General features: G+C 60.0%; 15 protein-coding genes. 3 read left to right on the top strand and 12 right to left on the bottom strand.

Going from position 1 to position 19096, the window contains the following annotated elements; genetic code table 11:
* Positions 1 to 61 precede the first annotated feature (61 nt).
* Positions 62 to 1840 (bottom strand): dihydroxy-acid dehydratase, encoded by a 1779-nt coding sequence (gene ilvD, locus AAA069_RS00190; RefSeq protein ID WP_349127232.1) that lies wholly within the window; start codon positions 1838 to 1840, stop codon positions 62 to 64.
* Positions 1841 to 1948: 108 nt separating this feature from the next.
* Positions 1949 to 3310 carry a gluconate:H+ symporter gene (locus AAA069_RS00185; protein ID WP_349127231.1) on the bottom strand — a complete coding sequence of 454 codons (1362 nt, stop codon included), beginning with the start codon at positions 3308 to 3310 and terminating at the stop codon, positions 1949 to 1951.
* 233 nt (positions 3311 to 3543) lie between these two features.
* Here AAA069_RS00185 and AAA069_RS00180 point away from each other — a divergent pair, with 233 nt between their 5' ends.
* The 3 genes from AAA069_RS00180 (at position 3544) to AAA069_RS00170 (ending at position 5988) form a co-directional block, all read left to right on the top strand.
* A complete protein-coding gene (locus AAA069_RS00180) occupies positions 3544 to 4236 on the top strand; it encodes a FadR/GntR family transcriptional regulator (RefSeq protein ID WP_349127230.1) in 693 nt (230 codons plus the stop codon).
* A gap of 160 nt (positions 4237 to 4396) precedes the next feature.
* Positions 4397 to 5206: a gluconate 5-dehydrogenase gene (locus AAA069_RS00175; RefSeq protein ID WP_349127229.1), complete on the top strand. Its 810-nt coding sequence runs from the start codon at positions 4397 to 4399 to the stop codon at positions 5204 to 5206.
* 140 nt (positions 5207 to 5346) lie between these two features.
* Positions 5347 to 5988 carry an RpiB/LacA/LacB family sugar-phosphate isomerase gene (locus AAA069_RS00170; RefSeq protein ID WP_055309683.1) on the top strand — a complete coding sequence of 214 codons (642 nt, stop codon included), beginning with the start codon at positions 5347 to 5349 and terminating at the stop codon, positions 5986 to 5988.
* 120 nt (positions 5989 to 6108) lie between these two features.
* On the opposite strand, the gene AAA069_RS00165 is transcribed toward AAA069_RS00170, so the two are convergent.
* The 10 genes from AAA069_RS00165 to AAA069_RS00120 all read right to left on the bottom strand — a co-directional run bounded on the left by AAA069_RS00165 (position 6109) and on the right by AAA069_RS00120 (position 18915).
* Positions 6109 to 8058 carry an NAD(P)/FAD-dependent oxidoreductase gene (locus AAA069_RS00165; RefSeq protein ID WP_349127228.1) on the bottom strand — a complete coding sequence of 650 codons (1950 nt, stop codon included), beginning with the start codon at positions 8056 to 8058 and terminating at the stop codon, positions 6109 to 6111.
* 200 nt (positions 8059 to 8258) lie between these two features.
* Positions 8259 to 9476 (bottom strand): FAD-dependent oxidoreductase, encoded by a 1218-nt coding sequence (locus AAA069_RS00160; RefSeq protein ID WP_349127227.1) that lies wholly within the window; start codon positions 9474 to 9476, stop codon positions 8259 to 8261.
* Between the two features lie 103 nt (positions 9477 to 9579).
* Entirely contained in the window at positions 9580 to 10485 is a 906-nt protein-coding gene (locus tag AAA069_RS00155; RefSeq protein WP_349127226.1) for a sugar phosphate isomerase/epimerase family protein, read from the bottom strand.
* A gap of 1 nt (position 10486) precedes the next feature.
* Entirely contained in the window at positions 10487 to 11725 is a 1239-nt protein-coding gene (locus AAA069_RS00150) for a glycoside hydrolase family 88 protein (RefSeq protein ID WP_195543847.1), read from the bottom strand.
* Positions 11726 to 11832: 107 nt separating this feature from the next.
* Entirely contained in the window at positions 11833 to 12501 is a 669-nt protein-coding gene (locus AAA069_RS00145; protein WP_349127225.1) for an SGNH/GDSL hydrolase family protein, read from the bottom strand.
* Positions 12502 to 12570: 69 nt separating this feature from the next.
* On the bottom strand, positions 12571 to 14736 hold the full coding sequence (locus tag AAA069_RS00140) for a pectinesterase family protein (protein ID WP_349127224.1): 2166 nt from the start codon (positions 14734 to 14736) through the stop codon (positions 12571 to 12573).
* Entirely contained in the window at positions 14733 to 15542 is an 810-nt protein-coding gene (locus AAA069_RS00135; protein WP_349127223.1) for an alpha/beta hydrolase, read from the bottom strand. The genes AAA069_RS00140 and AAA069_RS00135 overlap by 4 nt, the downstream gene beginning before the upstream one ends.
* Before the next feature lie 104 nt (positions 15543 to 15646).
* Entirely contained in the window at positions 15647 to 16657 is a 1011-nt protein-coding gene (locus AAA069_RS00130) for a glycoside hydrolase family 28 protein (RefSeq protein WP_349127391.1), read from the bottom strand.
* Positions 16617 to 17240, bottom strand: a complete 624-nt coding sequence (locus tag AAA069_RS00125) for a glycosyl hydrolase family 28-related protein (protein ID WP_349127222.1) — start codon at positions 17238 to 17240, stop codon at positions 16617 to 16619. Before AAA069_RS00125 ends, AAA069_RS00130 begins: the two co-directional genes overlap by 41 nt.
* Positions 17241 to 17355: 115 nt before the next feature.
* A complete protein-coding gene (locus AAA069_RS00120; RefSeq protein ID WP_055285984.1) occupies positions 17356 to 18915 on the bottom strand; it encodes an MFS transporter in 1560 nt (519 codons plus the stop codon).
* Positions 18916 to 19096: the final 181 nt, after the last annotated feature.

The following is a 19096-nucleotide window of genomic DNA, read 5'->3' as shown; positions in this document are numbered from 1 at the left end:
CGTGGCTCGGGGCTCTTTGTGCCGCACATCTATGAGAGGAGAAATTCGATGCGTACGTGTGCTACTCCATGTAGCCACCCTGAATGGCGGAAACTGCATGCTCGGTAAAGAACTTGAGCGTGCCGGAGGTGTAACGATTAGCCTTGGGCTTCCAAGCGGCTCGGCGCTCGGCCAGGACGGCGTCGACCTCGGCCGGCTCCATCTCCTTGCCGGCGATGCCCACGATGGACAGCGAGCGCTCGGGGATGTTGATTCGGATAAGGTCGCCCTCCTCAATCAGGGCAATCGGACCGCCCACAGCGGCCTCGGGCGAAACGTGACCGATAGCCGGGCCCTTGGAGGCGCCGGAGAAGCGGCCGTCAGTGATCAGGGCAATGCTCGCGCCCAGCTCGGGGTCGCTGGCGATAGCTTCGGTGGTGTAGAACATCTCGGGCATACCGGAACCCTTGGGTCCCTCATAGCGAATGATAACGGCATCGCCGGGCTTGACCTCGTGCGTCAGGACGGCGTGAATGGCGTCCTCCTCGCAGTCGAACGGACGGGCCTTGAGCGTAGCCTGGAACATCTCGCGCGGAACGACCGTGTGCTTGACGACCGCGCCCTCGGGAGCAAGATTGCCGTGGAGGATGGCGATGGAACCGTCGGTGCCGAAGGCCTGGTCAAACGGACGGATGATGTCCTCGCGCTTGAGATTCCACTTCTCAAGGTAACGACCGCACTTCTCGTAGTAACCGTTGTTCTTAAGGTCCTCGAGGTTTTCGCCGAGGGTCTTGCCGGTGACGGTCATGACATCGAGGTGGAGCATCGACTTGATCTCCTCCATGATGCGCGGCACGCCACCCGCATAGTAAAAGAACTGCGCCGGCCACTCGCCTGCGGGACGGACGTTAAGCAGGTAGTGAGCGCCACGGTGCAGACGATCGAAGTCGTCGGCGGACATCTCGATGCCAAACTCGCGGGCAATCGCGGGGATATGCAGCAGCGAGTTGGTGGAGCCCGAAATGGCGCCGTGGACCATGATGAGGTTCTCGAAGGACTCCTTGGTCACGATGTCGCGGGGGCACAGGTTGTGCTCGGAGAGCCACACGGACTGACGGCCGGCCTCGCGGGCGAACTCGCGCAGGTCGGAGCTGGTGGCGGGCAGCAGAGCCGTGCCGGGGAGCATAAGGCCCAGGGCCTCGGCCGTGACCTGCATGGTCGAGGCGGTACCCATAAAGGAGCAGGCGCCGCAGCTGGGGCATGCGTTGTGCTTGGCAAACTCAAGCTCCTCGCGGGAGATCTCGCCGCGCTCGTAGCGGGCAGAAATCGCGCCGAGCTGCTCCAAGGTCAGCAGATCGGGACCGGCATCCATGACGCCGCCGGTAACGACGATGGAGGGGATGTTGATGCGGCCCATGGCCATGAGGTTCGCAGGCAGGCCCTTATCGCAGCTGGCGACAAAGACGCCGGCGTCGAACGGGGTGGCCTTGGCATGGATCTCGATCATGTTGGCGATCATGTCGCGGCTGGGCAGCGAGTAGTTAATGCCGTCGTGGCCCTGGGCCTCGCCGTCGCAGATATCGGTGCAGAAGTAACGGGCACCGTGACCGCCAGCCTCGGCAACGCCGGCACGGACCTCCTCGACCAGATCAAACAGGCCGGCAGAACCCGGGTGCGAATCGCCAAAGGTCGACTCGATAATGACCTGCGGCTTGTCCAGATCCTCGATAGACCAGCCAGAGCCCAGGCGCAGCGGGTCCATCTCGGGGCTGATGGTGCGAAACTTGCTGGAACGCGGCTGCAGCTTGGCAACCAGGTCGGCTGCCTCCTGCTGAATCTGTGCCTTGGTCTTCTCGTCCATGGTGCTCTCCTCTTTTGGTTTGAACGGTTGTACCAATCGTTGGTTAATGAATCAGGTGTAAATGGGTACCGAGCGATGCACTCGGCAAAAGATGCTTAGCTACGCGAACTAGGCGAAGAACGAAATCACCAGGGCGCAGGCAAGACCCGAAAGGCCGATGAGCGTCTCCATAACGGTCCAGGACTTGAGGGTGGTCTTCTCGTCAATCTCCAGGAACGAGGAGCACATCCAAAAACCGGCATCGTTGACGTGCGAGAGGGCCGTGGCACCGCCGCAGATAGCAAGACAGATAGCGGCACGCATGAGCACTGAGGCTCCGGCAACCGCAGGCATGGCGGCCATAATGCCCGATGCCATGGTCATAGCGACGATGGAGCTGCCGACAGAGGCACGCACCATGACGGCAATCAAAAAGGCAACGACCACCAAAGGCAGCGGTGAGGCCTCGAGCATAGGGCCGATAACCTGGCCCAGGCCGCAGTCCTGCAGCATCCAGCGGATCACACCGCCGCAGGCAATGACCAGCAAGATCATGCCGACGGGCTTAAGCGAACGGTCGAGCAGGGCCTTGAGCTCGGCGCCGGAGTAGCCGCGCCGCGCGCCCAGCAGATACATCGCGACGAGCGTGGCGAGCGTCAAAGCGACAAACGGCTTGCCCAGGAAGGCGAGAATCGAGGCGAGCTCGGCGGGCATGGGGATATAAGAGGACAACGTGCCCAGCAAAATCAGACAAAGCGGCGTGAGCACGATGGCAAGCACCATGCCAAAGGAGGGAAGCTCCTTTTCGTCGCTCGCACCCTCGGCAGAGGTAAAGTGCTCCGGAACATCGGTAAAAATGCGACTGCCCACGTTGCGACCCCAGATGACGCCGGCGATCGCCATAGCGATGAAGGCGGTAGGGATACCGACGAGAATCATGGTGCCCAGGTCGACACCGAGCGTGCCGGCGACCAGAACCGAACCGGCCGATGGCGGCACAAACGCATAGCCAGCGGCAAGTCCTGCGAGCAGCGCGATGCCGTAGTAGAGCGTCGACTTTTTGGTCTGCGATGCCACGCTAAACGCAAGTGGGATCAAAACGACCACGCCGGCCTCAAAGAACACCGTAGTGCCGATAACCAGACCGGTAACTCCCAGCGCCCAGCTGGAGTGACCCTGCCCAAAGGTATCGATGAAGGTCTGGGCGATCTTCTTGGCGCCGCCGCTCTCTTCAAGAATCTGACCAAACATCGAGCCCAGGCCAATGAGCAGGGCGATGTTTTGCAGCGTGGTGCCCACGCCCTTGGTGACAGTGTCCGCCACCAGGTCGAGCGGCATACCGGCGCCGATGCCGATCGCGAGCGCCGAGACCATCATCGAAAGCACGGGATGCAGCTTGAACTTAATGATGAGCGCAAGCAGCAGCGCAATGCCCACGATGGCGGCGATGACCAGCCTGGTGGGGTCGGCCATAAACGTTGGGTCTGACATCTTTCCTCCAATTCATCAGACCTTTTGAATTCGGCTTAGACTATAGCGTGTTTTCAATAGGTCTGATGTTTTAAATTGAAATTTGTTTCAAAATACATCTGATGTATTTCATGAACGGTCTGTTTTGACGGTAAACGGCTACTTACAGCTCCCCACTGTCTAGGCGAACCGCCGCGGCTTCTGTTGAATGAGTTAGAATAGCTCTGATGAATTCTTTTGATATGAGGTGAAGCGTGGCACGAGCCGATTCGGGACTCCCCGAGCAGATTTCCGAGAAAATCATTCAATTGATCTTGGATGAGCATCTTGAGCAAGGCGATCGCCTGCCCAAGGAGGCCGTGCTCGTCGAGCGCCTGGGCGCCGGCAGGAGCACGGTGCGCGAGGCCATGAAGCTGCTGCAGTCGCGCAACATCGTGCGCATTAAGCAGGGCTCGGGCACCTATGTGGCCTCGAACCCCGGCGTTGCCGACGACCCGCTGGGCTTTACCTTTATCGACGACAAGCAGCGTCTGGCGCGCGACCTACTCGAGGTGCGCTTTATGATCGAGCCGCAGATGGCCAGCATGGCCGCAGAGCACGCAACTAACGACCAGGTCGTCTGTATCAAAGAGCTCTGCGACGAATCCGAGCGCCTGGCCGAGGCCGGTGAGGATTACTCCGCCGCCGACACCGCGTTCCACAATGCCATTGCCGAAAGCTCCGGAAACCTCGTCGTTCCCCGCCTGATGGGCGTGCTCAAGGCATCCGTCCCCCTCTTTATCGACGTGACCGGCAAAAAGCTCGTCGAGGAAACTATCCGCACGCACCGCGATGTGGCCGACGCCATCGCCGCGCGCAACCCCACCGCCGCGCACGACGCGATGTATCTGCACCTGGTGTATAACCGCAACATGATCGCAGAGGGCACGCAGGCAAAAAGCGAGTAGAGGTCCGCACGGCAGGGGCTTTTCTGCCGTTCACCTTTTAAAAGTGAACGTTCACCTGATTTTAGGAAATAAGGGGTGCCTGTTGCGCCGCTTCTCCTATACTGAGCTTGTACTAAAAGTAAGATAAATATAGATGAACGTTTCTTTTGAAAGGATCGCTATGTCTGATCTTATGGACAGCTTCCGTCTGGACGGCAAGGTCGCACTGGTAACCGGCGCCACCTATGGCATTGGCATGGCTATCGCCGAGGCGCTCGGAGAGGCTGGCGCCAAGATCGCCTTTAACGCACGTCACGCCGACAAGGTAGCCGAGGCCGAGAAGCACTACCGCGAGCTGGGCTTTGAGGCTCATGGTTACGTGGCAGACGTCACCGACGAAGCCGTCGTTGCCGAGCTCATCGCCAAGATCGAGGCCGACTTTGGCACCACGCCCGACATCCTGGTCAACAACGCCGGCGTTATCCAGCGCACCCCGATGCTCGACATGAGCGCCGAGGACTTCCGCCGCGTCGTCGATATTGACCTCAACGCACCGTTTATCGTGTCCAAGGTCTGCCTGCCCGGCATGATCGCCAAGGGCCACGGCAAGATCATCAACATCTGCTCGATGATGAGCGAGCTGGGTCGCGAGACCATCGCCGGCTATGCCGCCGCCAAGGGCGGACTCAAGATGCTCACCAAGAACATCTGCTCGGAGTTTGGCGAGGCCAATATCCAGTGCAACGGCATTGGACCCGGCTACATCGCCACGCCGCAAACCGCACCCCTGCGCGAGACGCAGCCCGACGGCAGCCGCCACCCGTTTGACCAGTTCATCATTGCCAAGACGCCGGCCGCCCGCTGGGGCACGCCCGAGGATCTGAAGGGCCCCGCCGTGTTCTTGGCTTCCGATGCATCGAACTTCGTCAACGGCCACATCCTCTACGTCGACGGCGGAATCCTCGCATACATTGGAAAGCAGCCTCAATAAGCGTCGCCGCAACTGCCCATATCAGGTTTCATCCACTCGTTTTTCATTTGAGTTGCGGTGAGATAAGGATTGGTTTTGGCTTCTATCAGGCAAAACAGTCCGTATTTCACCGCAAGTTAGAAATAGAAAGGTAATTCGCAATGAAGATCGCTCTGATCAATGAGAACTCTCAGAACTCCAAGAACCCTATGATCGAGGCTGCCCTTAAGAAGGTTGTCGAGCCCATGGGTCACACCGTCTTTAACTATGGCATGTATGCCGACGCCGACTCCAAGCCCCTCACCTATGTGCAGAACGGCATCCTGGCCGCCGTGCTGCTCAACTCCGGCGCTGCCGACTACGTCGTGACCGGCTGTGGCACCGGCGAGGGCGCCATGCTCGCCTGCAACTCCTTCCCCGGCGTGCTGTGCGGCCATGTTGCCGACCCGCTCGATGCCTACACCTTTGCCCAGGTCAACGACGGTAACGCTGTCGCCATGCCCTTCGCCCTCAAGAACGGCTGGGGCCAGGAGCTCAACCTCGAGTACACCTTTGAGAAGCTCTTTGGCTTTGGTTCGGGCAACGGCTATCCTGCCGAGCGTGTTGAGCCCGAGCAGCGCAACAAGAAGATCCTCGACGGCGTCCGCGCTGTGACTATGCGTCCGCTCGTCGACGTTCTGGGCGAGATCGATCAGGACCTGGTGAAGGGCGCACTTGCCGGCGAACACTTCCAGGAGTACTTCTTTGCCAACGCAACCGACGAGGCCATCATCGCCAAGGTCAAGGAGATCCTGGGCCTCTAATCGCACGACTCATTGCAGCTAACGCAAGCGGCGGTCGTCCCATGTACGGGACGACCGCCGCTTTTTGCTATCTACCGACCGACGCCGCGGGGATAGGCCTCACATGCACCAAGGGGTTGACTAGAGCTCGCAAGCAACCTTGTAGCCATCGCCGATGGCGTCGCGGATGTTGCCGCACTTGTTGGCATCGCCCAACACGTGGGTGGTAACGCCGGCTGCAGCAAGGTCGTCGGCCAACTTGGTATTGGGACGATAGCCCATGGCAAGTACCAGCGTATCGGCATCGGCGATGGTGTGGATCTCGCCGTCCTTTTCGTAGCTGATGGCATCCTCGGTAATCTCGGTCACCTTGGCCTCGGTCAGCACGTGAACGCCCTTGGAGAGCATGCGCGTGATGAGCACCGCGCGACCGGCGCCGCCCTCGTTGGCGGCGAGCGTCTTGGTCATCTCGATGACGGTGACGTCGCGATTGGCCGGCGACAGATCGTTGACCAACGGGGCCAGGTAGTCGGCCGTCTCGCAACCGACGGTGCCGCCGCCCACGATGACAATCTTCTTGCCCGGGAAAGCCTTGCCGCCCAGCAGGTCGTCAGCCGTCATGACCTGCTTAAATCCCTGCATGAAGGCCGGGGCGATGGGCTCGGCGCCATAGGCCAGGACGACCTCGTAGCCGGCGTAGTCACGCTGAATGTCCTCGGCAGTAAGCTCGGTACCAAATACGCACTTCACGCCGACCTCGGCCAGGCGACGGTACTGATACTTGATCACGCGGGTGAGTTCCTGCTTTGCCGGCGGAACGGCCGCGATGCGCATCTCGCCACCCGGCTCGTCCTGCTTATCCACGAGCACTACGTTGTGGCCGCGCTTGGCAGCAATGTAGGCTGCCTCCATGCCCGCAGGACCAGCGCCCACAACCAGCACGTTCTTAGCCTCGGCGGCAGGCTCGTAGCCGGCCTCGTCGCGCTCAACATCGGGATTGACGGTGCAGGAGATGCGCTTGCCAAACATAATGCCGTTCAGGCAGCGCAGGCAGCCGATGCAGGGGCGGATGTCGTCGGCGTTGCCGGCAGCGGCCTTATTGCAGAACTCGGCATCGCACAGATTGGCGCGGCCCATCATGCAGATGTCGGCAGCGCCGTCCTCGATCAGCTCCTCGGCGATCCAGGCCTCGTTGATGCGGCCGACGGTGGCGACAGGAATGTTGACGTGCTTTTTGATCTCGCGCGAGCAGGCAGCATGCGAGGCCTGCTGGGTACCGGCGGCAGGAATCGCGGAACCGCGCTTGATGGTGGTGCCGCCCGACACATGAATCATGTCGACGCCGGCCTTCTCCAGGCGACGCGAGACGTAGATCATGTCGTTGAGGGTCAGACCGCCATCGGTGTACTCATCGCCCGAGATGCGGACGTCGATGATAAAGTCCTTGCCGCAGCGCTCGCGAATCTCGGCGATGACCTCGAGCAAAAAGCGCATGCGGGCGTCGAGCGAGCCGCCGTACTCATCGGTACGCTTGTTATAGAGCGGGGTCAAGAAACCGCCGAGCATGCCGTGGGCGTGCGCCGCATGGACCTCGACGCCATCGACACCGGCCTTCTGCATACGCACGGCAGCGTCGCCAAACTGATGCGTGAGCTCGTGAATCTCGTCGACCGTGATAGGACGCGGTGCCTCACGGGCATAGGACGGTCCCACGAAGGACGGAGCGATCAGGCGCGGCGTGCCCGGAATGTTAAAGGCCATGTAGGCGGGGTGAAAGAGCTGCGGCATGATCTTGCAGCCGTACTCGTGCACGGCGGCGGCGAGCTTTTCCCAGCCAGGGATAAACGTGTCGTCGTAGCAGCACATGTCACCCGGCAGATAGGTATAGGTGGGCTCGACCGTCACGACCTCGGTAATGATGAGGCCCACGCCGCCCTTGGCGCGGGCACGGTAATGATCGACCAAGTCGTCGGTCACATAGCCATGATCGGCCAGGTTGGTGGACACCGGCGGCATAAAGACGCGGTTCTTGACCTCGGTCGTACCGACCTTGATCGGACTAAAGAGCATCGGGTAGGCGGAGGACTCCATACAGGGTTCCTTTCATTTGAGCCGCTCGGCGGCAGTTGCTGACGTACCTATCGTATCAGTATCCGCCGCATTCGTACTCGCTCGCACTCCCCACTTTCAATCCCAACCCTCACAAAAAAGTTGCGGTGGAATACGGAGTAGGTGAGGCTTTTGACAGGCAAAACAGTCCGTATTTCACCGCAACTGATGGATGGAATGTGTTAGAGGCCCAGGTAGCTGGTCATGCCTTCGACGGCGAGCTTGGCGCCTGCCACGGCATGAACCACCGTGAGCGGGCCGTTAACCACGTCGCCGGCGGCAAAGACGCCAGGCACCGTTGTCATGCCGTTCTCGTCGACCGAAAGCAGGCCACGATGGTCGGTCTCCAGGCCGCCCGTCGTAAGCACAAGCTTGTCTTTGGGCACCTGCGAAGCCGCAATCACAACTGTGTCGGCAGACACATGGTCGAGCTCTTCCTCGTAGCCCACCACATTGTTGTCCTCGTCAAAGATAGCCGTCTCGAACACCGGACCGTTATCGTCGATGGCGCAGATCGCCTTGCCGCACACAATCTCGGCACCGTCAAGCTCGGTCAGCTCGACCTCGTCGTCGATGGCCGAGATATGGCGCGAGCGTGCATACACAGTGACCTTGCGAGCACCCGAACGCAGCGCCGTGCGGGCCACATCCATGGCCACATTACCGGCACCGATGACCGCCACGTTCTGCCCGATAGCCACGCTCGTGGGATCGACCAGGTAATCGATACCAAACAGCACGTTGCCGCGCGACTCGCCGGGAATACCCAGTTTGCGAGCTCGCCAGGTACCGGTGCCAACAAAAACCGCATCGTAGCCGTCGCGCAGCAGGTCGTCGATATGCAGCGCGCCACCGATGGTGGTCGAGGGGCGCACGCGCACGCCGAGCGAGCACATCACGTGGCGATACTTTTGCACGAGCGCACGGGGCAGGCGGAACTCGGGGATACCGTACTCCAGCACACCGCCGATCTCGGGGCGCTGCTCAAATACCGTGACGGCACAGCCCAGCTGGGCCATCTTAATGGCCACGGTAATACCAGCGGGACCGGAACCGACCACAGCAATCTGTTTACCGCACGACGGTGCGGGCTTCCACTCCTTACGATCCAAATATGCCGTGGAGATATAGTTCTCGATGCTCGAGAAATGCACCGGCGCGCCCTTGCGGCCCTGGATGCAAGCGCCCTCGCACTGGCCCGAATGATTGCACACCATGGAGCAGACCGCGCTCATGGGATTGTTCTGGAACAGCAGCTCGCCCGCCTCTTCTAGACGACGCTGCTTGAACAGGTCGATGACCTGCGGAATAGGCGTCTGAACTGGACAGCCCTCAATCTGACAGAACGCCCTTTTACAACCCAGGCAACGATTCGCCTCTTCGACAATGTGGATAGCCACGCAACTCCCCTTTTTAATGCAATCCAATGGGGCGACGATAAAGACCCTTCACCGCCGCCCCCATACAGGTAATCTCAATCTGCCGACACGGCAAAAGCCAATGCTATAACTCGCGATGCGAAGCCCCGCAGCGACCGGACATGTGCTCGAGTGTCGCCAGGCAGTCAGCCGCCGTCGCCGGCACGCTGTTCTCGACCACGCAAGGAATCCCAGGGCAGGCGGCAGCCGCCCAGGCCACCACGGGCTCAAAGTCATATCGTCCCGTCTCGCCCACGCCATGACACACCAGGCGTGAACCCGTACCGTCGCACCAACCGGCTTCGTCCTCGTTGTCGACGACCTCAAAATCCTTGGCGTGCAGCACGCGGATCTTGCTGCCGCATAAGTAGAGCATGCGCGCGGTAATTTCCTGCGCTTCGTCAACGACGCTGGGGTGCAGCAGCGACACTGGGTCATAGATCACGCCGAGCGACGGGCTCGAGACGCGCTCCAGCACCTCACGGCAGCGATCTGGCGTATTAACCGTCTCGTTCCAACCGGGCTCGATCAGTATTTGCCCACCCACGGCCTCGGCCCGATCGCAGACGCGTGCAAGCCCGTCTGCAAACGTATCGAGTGCCTCGTCGGTCATGCGGTCGTCCGCGACGCGGTTCTGCGCATTGGGGCGACCGGTCTCGGTGCCAACCGGGCATCCGCCGAGCATCTGGGCAAAGTTCAAGCATGCCTCGTACTCGGCAAAGTTATCCATGAGCTGTTGGCGATCGGGCGTCGCCAGATTCTTATAGCAGCCGAGCACGGCGACCGAAACGCCCGCCTCGTCGAGCACCGCACGCAAATGGTCGGCAAGCTCGCGGGTCAGGCCGCCTCGATCGATTCCCATCGATGCGTAGAGCACCTTGCTCGGCAGCTGAATGCACGAAAAGCCCAGCTCTCCCGCCATGCGAATGCGTTCCTCGACGGTTCCCTGCGGAAGGTCGTGCAAACGTACGCCCGGAGTAATAGCCCCCACGTTATTCACATCCCTTATGAGCGTTGATGCCCGGGGTGTATCCGCCAAACGGGTCCTCGATGGAGCACACACCCGAGGGGGCGAGCGGATCGCGCTTACCGGCCAGCTTGTCGTGATGCATGGTCTCGATATAGGCAAGCACCAGCGGCGCCACACCCTTTGCATCATTTTTGACCACGGGCTCGCTCATGTAGTAATCAAACGTGCCCTCGCGGTGCGCGGTGTTGCCCAGGCCCGCAACCAGGCAGATGTTGTCGAGCGCCAGCTGCCCGTCATACTCGGACAGGCAGGTCTCGCAGATGCCGTCGAAGGCGCGACGGCCGTACTGGTAGTAACGCTCGCCCAGCACGCCCAGACGCACGCCCTTCATGATGGCGTTGGCAAAGATGGCGCTGCCCGACTCCTCCAGGTAGTTGGGGGCGATATTGGGCAGGTTGATGACCTGGTGCCACATGCCGGTCTTCTCGTCCTGATACGGCAGCATGGCGTCGATCAGATCGTGGAACATCTTGCGGATCTCGTCCTTCTCGGCCGACATCGAAGGCGGCATAAGCTCCCAGGTGTCGATGAGCGCCATGGCAAACCAGCCCTCGGCGCGCAGCCAGAAGTTAGCCGAAAGGCCGGTGACCGGGTCGCACCAGAACTGTTTGCGGCTCGCGTCGTAAGCGTGATAGTACAGACCGTTGAGGGGGTTGCGCATCAGGTCATGCACAACCTGGAACATATGGAAGCTGTCCGAGCAGGCACGACGGTTGTGGAAGCTCAGCTCATACTGCATGTAGAACGGCTGCGCCATATACATGCCGTCGAGCCAGATCTGGTTGGGGTAGACGGCCTTGTGCCAAAACACGCCCTCTTTGGTACGCGGCTGGGTTTCGAGCTGACGATAGATGGTATCCATGGCGGCGCGATACTTGGGCTTGCCCACCAGGTCATAGAGCTTGTAGAGGGTCTTGCCCGCATTGACGTTATCGAGGTTGTACTCCTGCGGGTTGTAATGCTTGATGGTGCCGTCGTCCTGGACAAAGAAATCGATATAGTCGTCGGCAAAGGTCAGGTAGCGCTGCTCACCCGTGATCTCGTACAGTTCGATGAGCGCCTTGATCATGCAGCCGTCGATATAGTTCCAGGTGTTCTCCTTGCCGGCGCGAATCTTTTCGATATTCCAAGCCGGCGCCTGCGGCGTAGAGGTTTCGATCAACTGCTCGATATAACGGTCCAGGATTTGATTGCAACCCATTGCTGTCCCCTCTGACATAAACGATAGGTGAACGTTACCCCTAGTGTAACGCGAACGAGGAATATAGGGTGAACGTTAACCCTATATTCCTCGCGAACGGCAGACTTTTAGCGGCAAACGGCGGTGAGACCCGCGGCGATGCGATGCGCCAGGCGCTCATAGCCAGCCGGGCTGTAGTGCAGACCGTCCGGCATATAGAGCTCGCGGTGCTCCGGCAAAAACGGGCTGATACCGCTTTGCGCATACAGGTCAATCACCGGAACGGAGTAGCGGTCACAGACCTCGAGCATCGCTCGCACGTAGGCGACCTGCGTCAGGCCCAGGTGGTTGAGCTCGTCGCTTGCCGGGATATCCTTCTCGTGCTTACCGCTCGTCTTGCATGGCGTCATAAACACGAGCTTTGCCTGAGGTGAGCGCGCCGTGATGGTTCGGATCAGATAGTCGACCGCACCATAGAACTCATGCACATCGGTGCTGCCCAACTCGCCAAGCGGCACGTTGCGGCTAAAGTCGTTAACGCCGCCAAAGACAACATAGACATCGGCCGCATCGTCGATGCCGTCCAAGCGCTCGACAAATGAATCGCTGCGGTCGGCCTTGATGGCGATACGCGAACCCTTGATGCCAAAGTTCTCGACGACTGCACCTCCCAGCAACGCGCCCAGATGCGAAGTCCAAGAGATGTCGTTGCCGCCTGCGCCGCATCCGTTATCCCCCCATGTGGTCGAATCGCCAAAGCAGCAAATGGTCGATTCACTCAAGCTCTTCGTTTCCATAATCTTCTCCTCATCCGCCCATCGGCGGTCATACAGGAACGTACCGTTTATTCGCAGCATGCCGAGGGGCTATGCACGGGCGCATTCCGCAACGTGCGAATCGAGCCATTCGATATCCTCGACAAGATGTGCCACGCCCAGATGGTGTTCACCCGGACACACCTCGTGCCGCAGGTCATCTCTGCGGCCCAGCAACTTGTAGGCATCGCGCACGATCTCGAGCTGCTCGTCAACATTTTTCAGCCCGCGCAAACCGTTCAGATGATCCTCTTCGCAGCTTTGCACCAGCAGCGGATGTGGCGCGATGAGCGAGGCAATATCGCCCATGTCGAGTAAGCGCCAAAGTCCGGGTGTGTAGTTGCAGCTGCAATTGCCATTGAGATGCAGCAGCGAATCACCGACACCGTACAGATAGCCCGAGACAAACGCCTTGCGCACACGCGGGTCGAGTGCGGCCAGGTACAACGTCATGTAGCCGCCACCCGAAAAACCAAAGCAACCCAGGTCATCCATGGCAATGTCGCCGCGCGCCTCCAAGTAATCGATCAAGCGCATGTTGTCCCAGACGTTGAGGCCCGCAACCGTAAGACCCAGCGGCTCGGCCATACGTGCTTGATTCAGACACGTACCGCGCAGGTAGCTGTTCTCGTCATCGCCCTGGCCCTTCCAGTCACGACGGTATCCCCAACCGCGAGCGTCGGGGCAGATGGCCACGTAGCCCATGCGCGCTAAACGCAGACCGTAGTCGTAATTGAACTTACGCACGGCATCATCGACCGCCGGCACGCCCGTCACGCCCGCAACACTTGCGGCGCCTGCTCCCTGATGGCCATGCGGGCAGATATAGCAGCACTTGCGGCCGCGCGCATCGAGCTTAGGCGACTGCGGCTCGAGAAGGTAGAACGGCATCCAAACGTCGCGCTCCACCTGCAGCATCGCATGGGTGCGCACGATGCCGCCGGCAACCCGCACACGGCTGAGTTCACGAATCTCAATCGGGGCGCGGTCCATAAGCGAAAGGCCCAAAACATCGCACAGGCGAGTCCTGGTCGCAATCTTCCATGCCTCAAAATCTGCACGAGTCTGGCCCGCAAATGCGGCAGAACGCCCCTCACGCTTCAGCCGGGCACGCAGCGCAGGCTCGTCTTCGCAGTACGTCTCGATGTGCACGGTGCGACCATTGGCAGATAGCCCAGCCGTCTCCACCGCATCACCGGTGCCTCCCTCGGGATCCCAGCCATCCGCACCGGCAAGCACCTGTTCGCGGGCGTACCCGGCAGCAGCCATCACATCGAGTTCATTCGCCCACGGCACCCAGCCGGTAGCATCACCCGCCGGCCCATGCAGGATCGCGCCAGCATACTGCACGCAGTTGTGCGCCGCCGGCTTATTCCAATCCCACCAGCCTTCGCGCTTGATATGTCGCCCCAGCCAGCAATCGATCAGCACAGTTTGCGCCCATTCGCGCCAAGGACGACCCAGGTAGACCGAATCCGGCGCCACGCCATCCGGAGCTGTAAACGAACAGCCGTGGAACACAAATCCGTACGGCTCGCCTTTAGGCGTGGAGGCTGCCGTTACATACCCGTTGACATCCATATCGCGATTGAGCGAGCGAATCTCGCACCCCTCAAAGTAGGCACGCGCGCCGCCAAAGATAAAGTCGACATCGCCCTCGATCCGGCAACGTCGAAAATACTGGCGCCCCACCCGGCGCGGCGCATACTGTTTGGGTCCTATGAACCCGCCCGGTTTGGCCTCATGCGGCGGCAGCGGACCCAAAAACAGTGTGTCCTGGTGCCCCTTAATGCAGCAGGCATCGACAACCAGACGGTCGCCATCGGCATACAGGGCAATCGCCTGACCGACCTCGCGCCCATCGCCCGCATCGTTTTCGATCGTGAGGTTCTCGAGCCGTACGTCGTCGGCATCGACCAAAACGGTATAGGTCCTAAACGTGCCGAGCGTGCCGTCGACGCCCGAGCCGTCCTCCGAAGGCATCTTGGCACCCAGGCTGCCCACGATACGCACGCTGTCGGCCGTCTCTCCCTCAATCGTCACATGCGAGCGATGAATCTCGACCCGCTCGCAATACTCGCCCGGATCGACGCGAATCATCACCGGTTGCTCGGCATCCGGATAGAGCTGATCGGCTGCCGCCAAGGCATCGGAAATCGTTGGATACGCTCCTGCCGCAGCCCTCGAAACGCGCAGCGTATAGATACTTTCGCTCATCGTCCATCACGCTCCCATGCAACGAACTGTTCAGGCCAGCCCTGAACCTGTGGCTGAATATGCTCGGCGCAGCCCTTAAATGCCGTTTGGGCCGTGGCGAGCGATGCCCCATGCTTTCCATGCGGAAAGACATGTAGGCTAAAGCCAATCCCGTGGTCGGCAAGAGCCTGCGCAAGAAGGAGGCTATTTTGAACTGGTACCGATGCATCCTCGGCGGTATGCCACAAGAACGTACGGGGGAAGCCCTCGCCCACCATATTCTCGATCGACAACTTTTGAGCCAAAGCGCCATCGGCACCCGTTAGGTGTTCAAATGAACCACGATGAGCATAGGCCCCCGAGCTTACGACCGGATAGCCCAAGCAAAGCGTGTCAGGCCGAATCGACTCAGGCGATGCCGCAATCGACTCTGCAAGCCAGGGTTGGTCCCAAAGCGCCCCGAGCAAGCCAACTAGATGCCCACCGGCCGAAAAACCCATGACCGTAATCCGATCAGGATCGACACAGTACTCTGCCACATGGCTTCGGACGGTATCGACCGCCCGCGCGAGTTCTTGCAATGCCAGCGGATAGACAGCCGGAGCAACCGAATAGTTCAGTACAAACGCTTGGTAGCCCATCGCCAACAAACGGAGCGCTACCGGCTCGCCCTCGCGCGGCGAAACGTGATCGTAGCCGCCTCCTGGCACGACCACAACTGCAGGCAGCGGTTTTAAAGCATAAGCATCTTCGGTCGGGGCAAAAACATAAGACGTAATCGTGGCAGACGAGCCATCGACCCCGACAGGAATCGTTTTATTGAGCATGTATTCCCTTTCACCATGATGCGTAGCGCAGCGCACACGGCCGTATCGCACAAGGGCTGCATTGCCGATTTATCCGACAATGCAGCCCTGGTCATCAACCCGAGTTAGGAACGGACAACCTTGTCGACGTTCTGGAGCTGCAGCTCCTCGCCGTCCTGGCCCTCGATCACCACATTTTGCAGGTCGAGCACCTTGACGTTTTGCGCAATGATGCCCTGACGCACCATGGGCTCAACGCCGCAGGCCATGGCCGGAACAAAGGGCTCAGCATCGTCGGCAAAGGTCACGTGGACATCCTGGAACGTCAGGCGCGTTACTTTGCTCTCGGGCAGGCCCGTGATGTAGGCAGCGGCCGCGTGGCAGTTAGTGGCCTCGATATCGCAAAACGTCGTGGCACCAAAGCCGGGCGTGCGGTCGTCGACGGGCAGTGCCTCGCGAGACTGCACGTAGTCGGTCTTGCCGTCCTTGTCGCAGAAGTAGAAGGAGTTGACCACGAAGGGCGTGAGCACCTCGTCCATGCGAATGTGCTCAAAGGTAATGCCCTCGTTGACGGCATCCTTGCCGCGCCCGCGGCGGGTCTTGACGCGCAGGCCGCGGTCGGTGCGCTCAAAGAGGCACTTGCTCACGGTAAGGTCCTTGATGCCGCCGGCAGCCTCTGAACCCAGGACCACGGCGCCGTGACCATCGTGCATGTAGCAGTGAGAGATCAGCACGTCGTGCGTGGCGGGACGAAGCTCGGGCTCAATGCCCAGCTTGCCGCTCTTGATGGCGATGCAGTCGTCACCCACTGAGAACTGACAACCAAGGATTCGAACAAAACCGCAGCTCTCGGGATCGAAGCCGTCGGTGTTGTGGGAGTTCTTGGGGCCCTCGATGGACAGGCAGAGCGCATCGACGTGCTCGCACAGGATGGGGTGGATGTTCCACGCCGGGCTGTTGCGGACGGTGAAGCCGGCCAAGCTCACGTTCTCACACTCGGATAGGAAGATCATGCGCGGGCGGGCGACCTCGCGGCCCTCCTCCGGGCGAAAGATGTTCTTAAAGTCCTTGTTCCACCAGTTGTCCTCGGCAAAATCAGTCTGACCGTCGATCGCGCCGCGACCATAGATGCACACGTCGTGCACGCTCAGACCCGTAAAGGTAGAGCAGTAGGTCGAGAAGCTCTCGCCCTCCCAGCGGCCCAGGGGCAACGAGGGTGCCGGCATACCCGGCACCCTCGTTGCCCGTGACCGTGCCCGGAATGTAGGCAAGCGAGGCACGATCGTGGCGGGCCAGCAGCACCGCTCCCTCGGCGAGCTCGATGTTGATATTGCTCTTAAGAAAGAGGGACTTGATGCGATAACTACCGGCGGGGATCAGCACGCGGCCACCCTTGGGGCAGGCCATGATGGCAGCCTGGATGTTGGTGGTGTCATCATGCTCGGCATCGCCCTTGGCGCCACAGTCGCGAACGTTGATGGTAAAGGGCTCAGCCGGCGTGGTGACACCTACGCTCAGCTCACGCTCGCCACAAACAAAACGAACCAGGTTGCGCTTGCCGGGGGTCAGGCCGTCGACATAGGTCTCGACCGTATTCGTGGTACCGGCGGGCTCGTCGTTGACAAAGATCTCCCACGTATCGGCGCAGGTAAAGTAACCGCCGTCGTCAAGCTCGATAACCGCCGCGCGCGCGTTGCGCCAGATAACGTTCGTCTCCATGGGTTTCTCCCTCAAAAAGATGCTCTAAAGGCAAATTGTACGCTGTTGAAAAAGGGCCGTGCCTGCCGGCGGAATTCCGGTGGCACGGCCCTGTGATTTGGACGATATGTCGGCCTTACTCGGCGGGAGTTACGCTACCGTCCTGGAAGCCAACGTTGTTGTGGGCAAAGCAGTCCTCGTACTTAAAGCCGGAGAGCTCCTCGCAAAGCGCCTTGACCTCGGGCTTGACGTCGGCCATCTTGCCACCCTCCTTGACTCGGTGAATCTCGTCGCAAAGGACGTCGCACTGCTCCTTGTCGATCTTGATGCCTCGGGCAAGGACGGCCGCAAGCAGGAAGAAGCCGGCGCAGCCGATGATCATGTAGCCGCAGATATACAGAGGCACGGTAGCGGGCTGGGTCACGGCGTCGCTATTGCCGGCGGTCTGAATGAAGCCGGAGGCAGCAAGGACGATAGCCCACACGTTGACGGCAATAGCCTGGGCGATTTGCTGGCAGAGCTGCTGCGCGGAGCTGTAGATGCCCTCGCGACGACGCAGGGTGATGAGTTCATCGACATCGGGGATGTAGTTGAGCAGAACATCGGGCAGGTACTGGAAGCCGACGTAGAAGAACTTCCAGATGGCGAAGATGATGGGGTAGGCGATCATGGCGATGGCGACCGTGGAGGTGCCGTTGATCTGACCAAAGGCGAAGTAGTTGTAGGCGATGATGCACGCAGCGCAACCGACATTTGCGAGGTACCAAGACTTGTGGAAGCCCTTCTTGGCCATGAGGGCGACCCAGATGGCGGTGCAGACGATAGCGACGACCTTGCCAGGCATCTCCATCACGGACTCGTAGGACTTAGGAATCTGCAGGCAGTAGACGATGAAGAAGGACAGGCAGGCAGACCAGCAGGCAGCAGCGAGCTTCGTGGAGACCTGTGCGTACAGGACCTTGCGGAAGGACTTGTTGCGGAAGGTGGAGATTACGTCGATGAAGAACTTCTTGATACCCTCGCCGACGCTCTCGATCTTCTCCTGAGCGACCTCCTCGGGGGTGTGCTCCCACGTGGACAGGTACACACAAAGCAGCGAGATTGCCATGACCGAAGCGTTGATCGTAGCGATGATGAAGTAGCTGAACGGGTTGGTCTCGCCGAAGGTGCCAAAGCCGAAGCCCACAAGTGCAGCCATCAGGAAGCCGGCGGCGTTACCAAAGAGATGCTTGTAGCCGGTGAGGTACGTACGCTCCTTAAAGTCGTCGGTCATCTCGATGGTAAGCGGCGAAAGGTTGGCGGTGCAGAACGTGTACGCGACGTTGTAGATCAGGTACAGCACAAAGTAGTACGGGAAGCCAAACGGCGTAGCCACGAAGATGAGCGGCTCGGCGATCATCATCGGGATGGCCAGCAAGATCCAGAAACGACGACGACCAAAGATGCGGCCAATCTTGGTGGCATAGAAGTTATCGGCCACAAAACCCATCAGCGGGCAAAGAATGGCGTTGACATAGATGGCAAACGAGCTGATCAGTGCAGCCTCGCCTGCGGACAGGCCACACTCCGTGGACAGGAACAGCACCATGTAGCTGTGCGTAAAGGTCAGGGCACCGGAATTGAGCATACCGCCCATACCAAAGCCCAAGCGCGTCCAGAATGTGATCTTACGCTTTTTTCCGATCTTATTAGTCATCGAGCTCCCTCTCTTTTCTCGATTGTCTTGCAGCAAGACATTGGAGTCCACACTGACATCTGTCTGCCCAGCGTTCAGGGTGAACGTTTAGTTAGATTATGCGCGATTGCTTACGACAGGTGAACGTTCACTTGAATAATATCCTTGAACGGTCGTTTTTTACCGCTGAACGGACACAATT

It is taken from the genome of Collinsella sp. CLA-SR-H006 (genome assembly GCF_040097075.1).
Classification (GTDB): domain Bacteria; phylum Actinomycetota; class Coriobacteriia; order Coriobacteriales; family Coriobacteriaceae; genus Collinsella.
The sequence above is the reverse complement of the archived record's forward strand: the minus strand, read 5'-3'. Positions and strand labels throughout refer to the sequence as shown.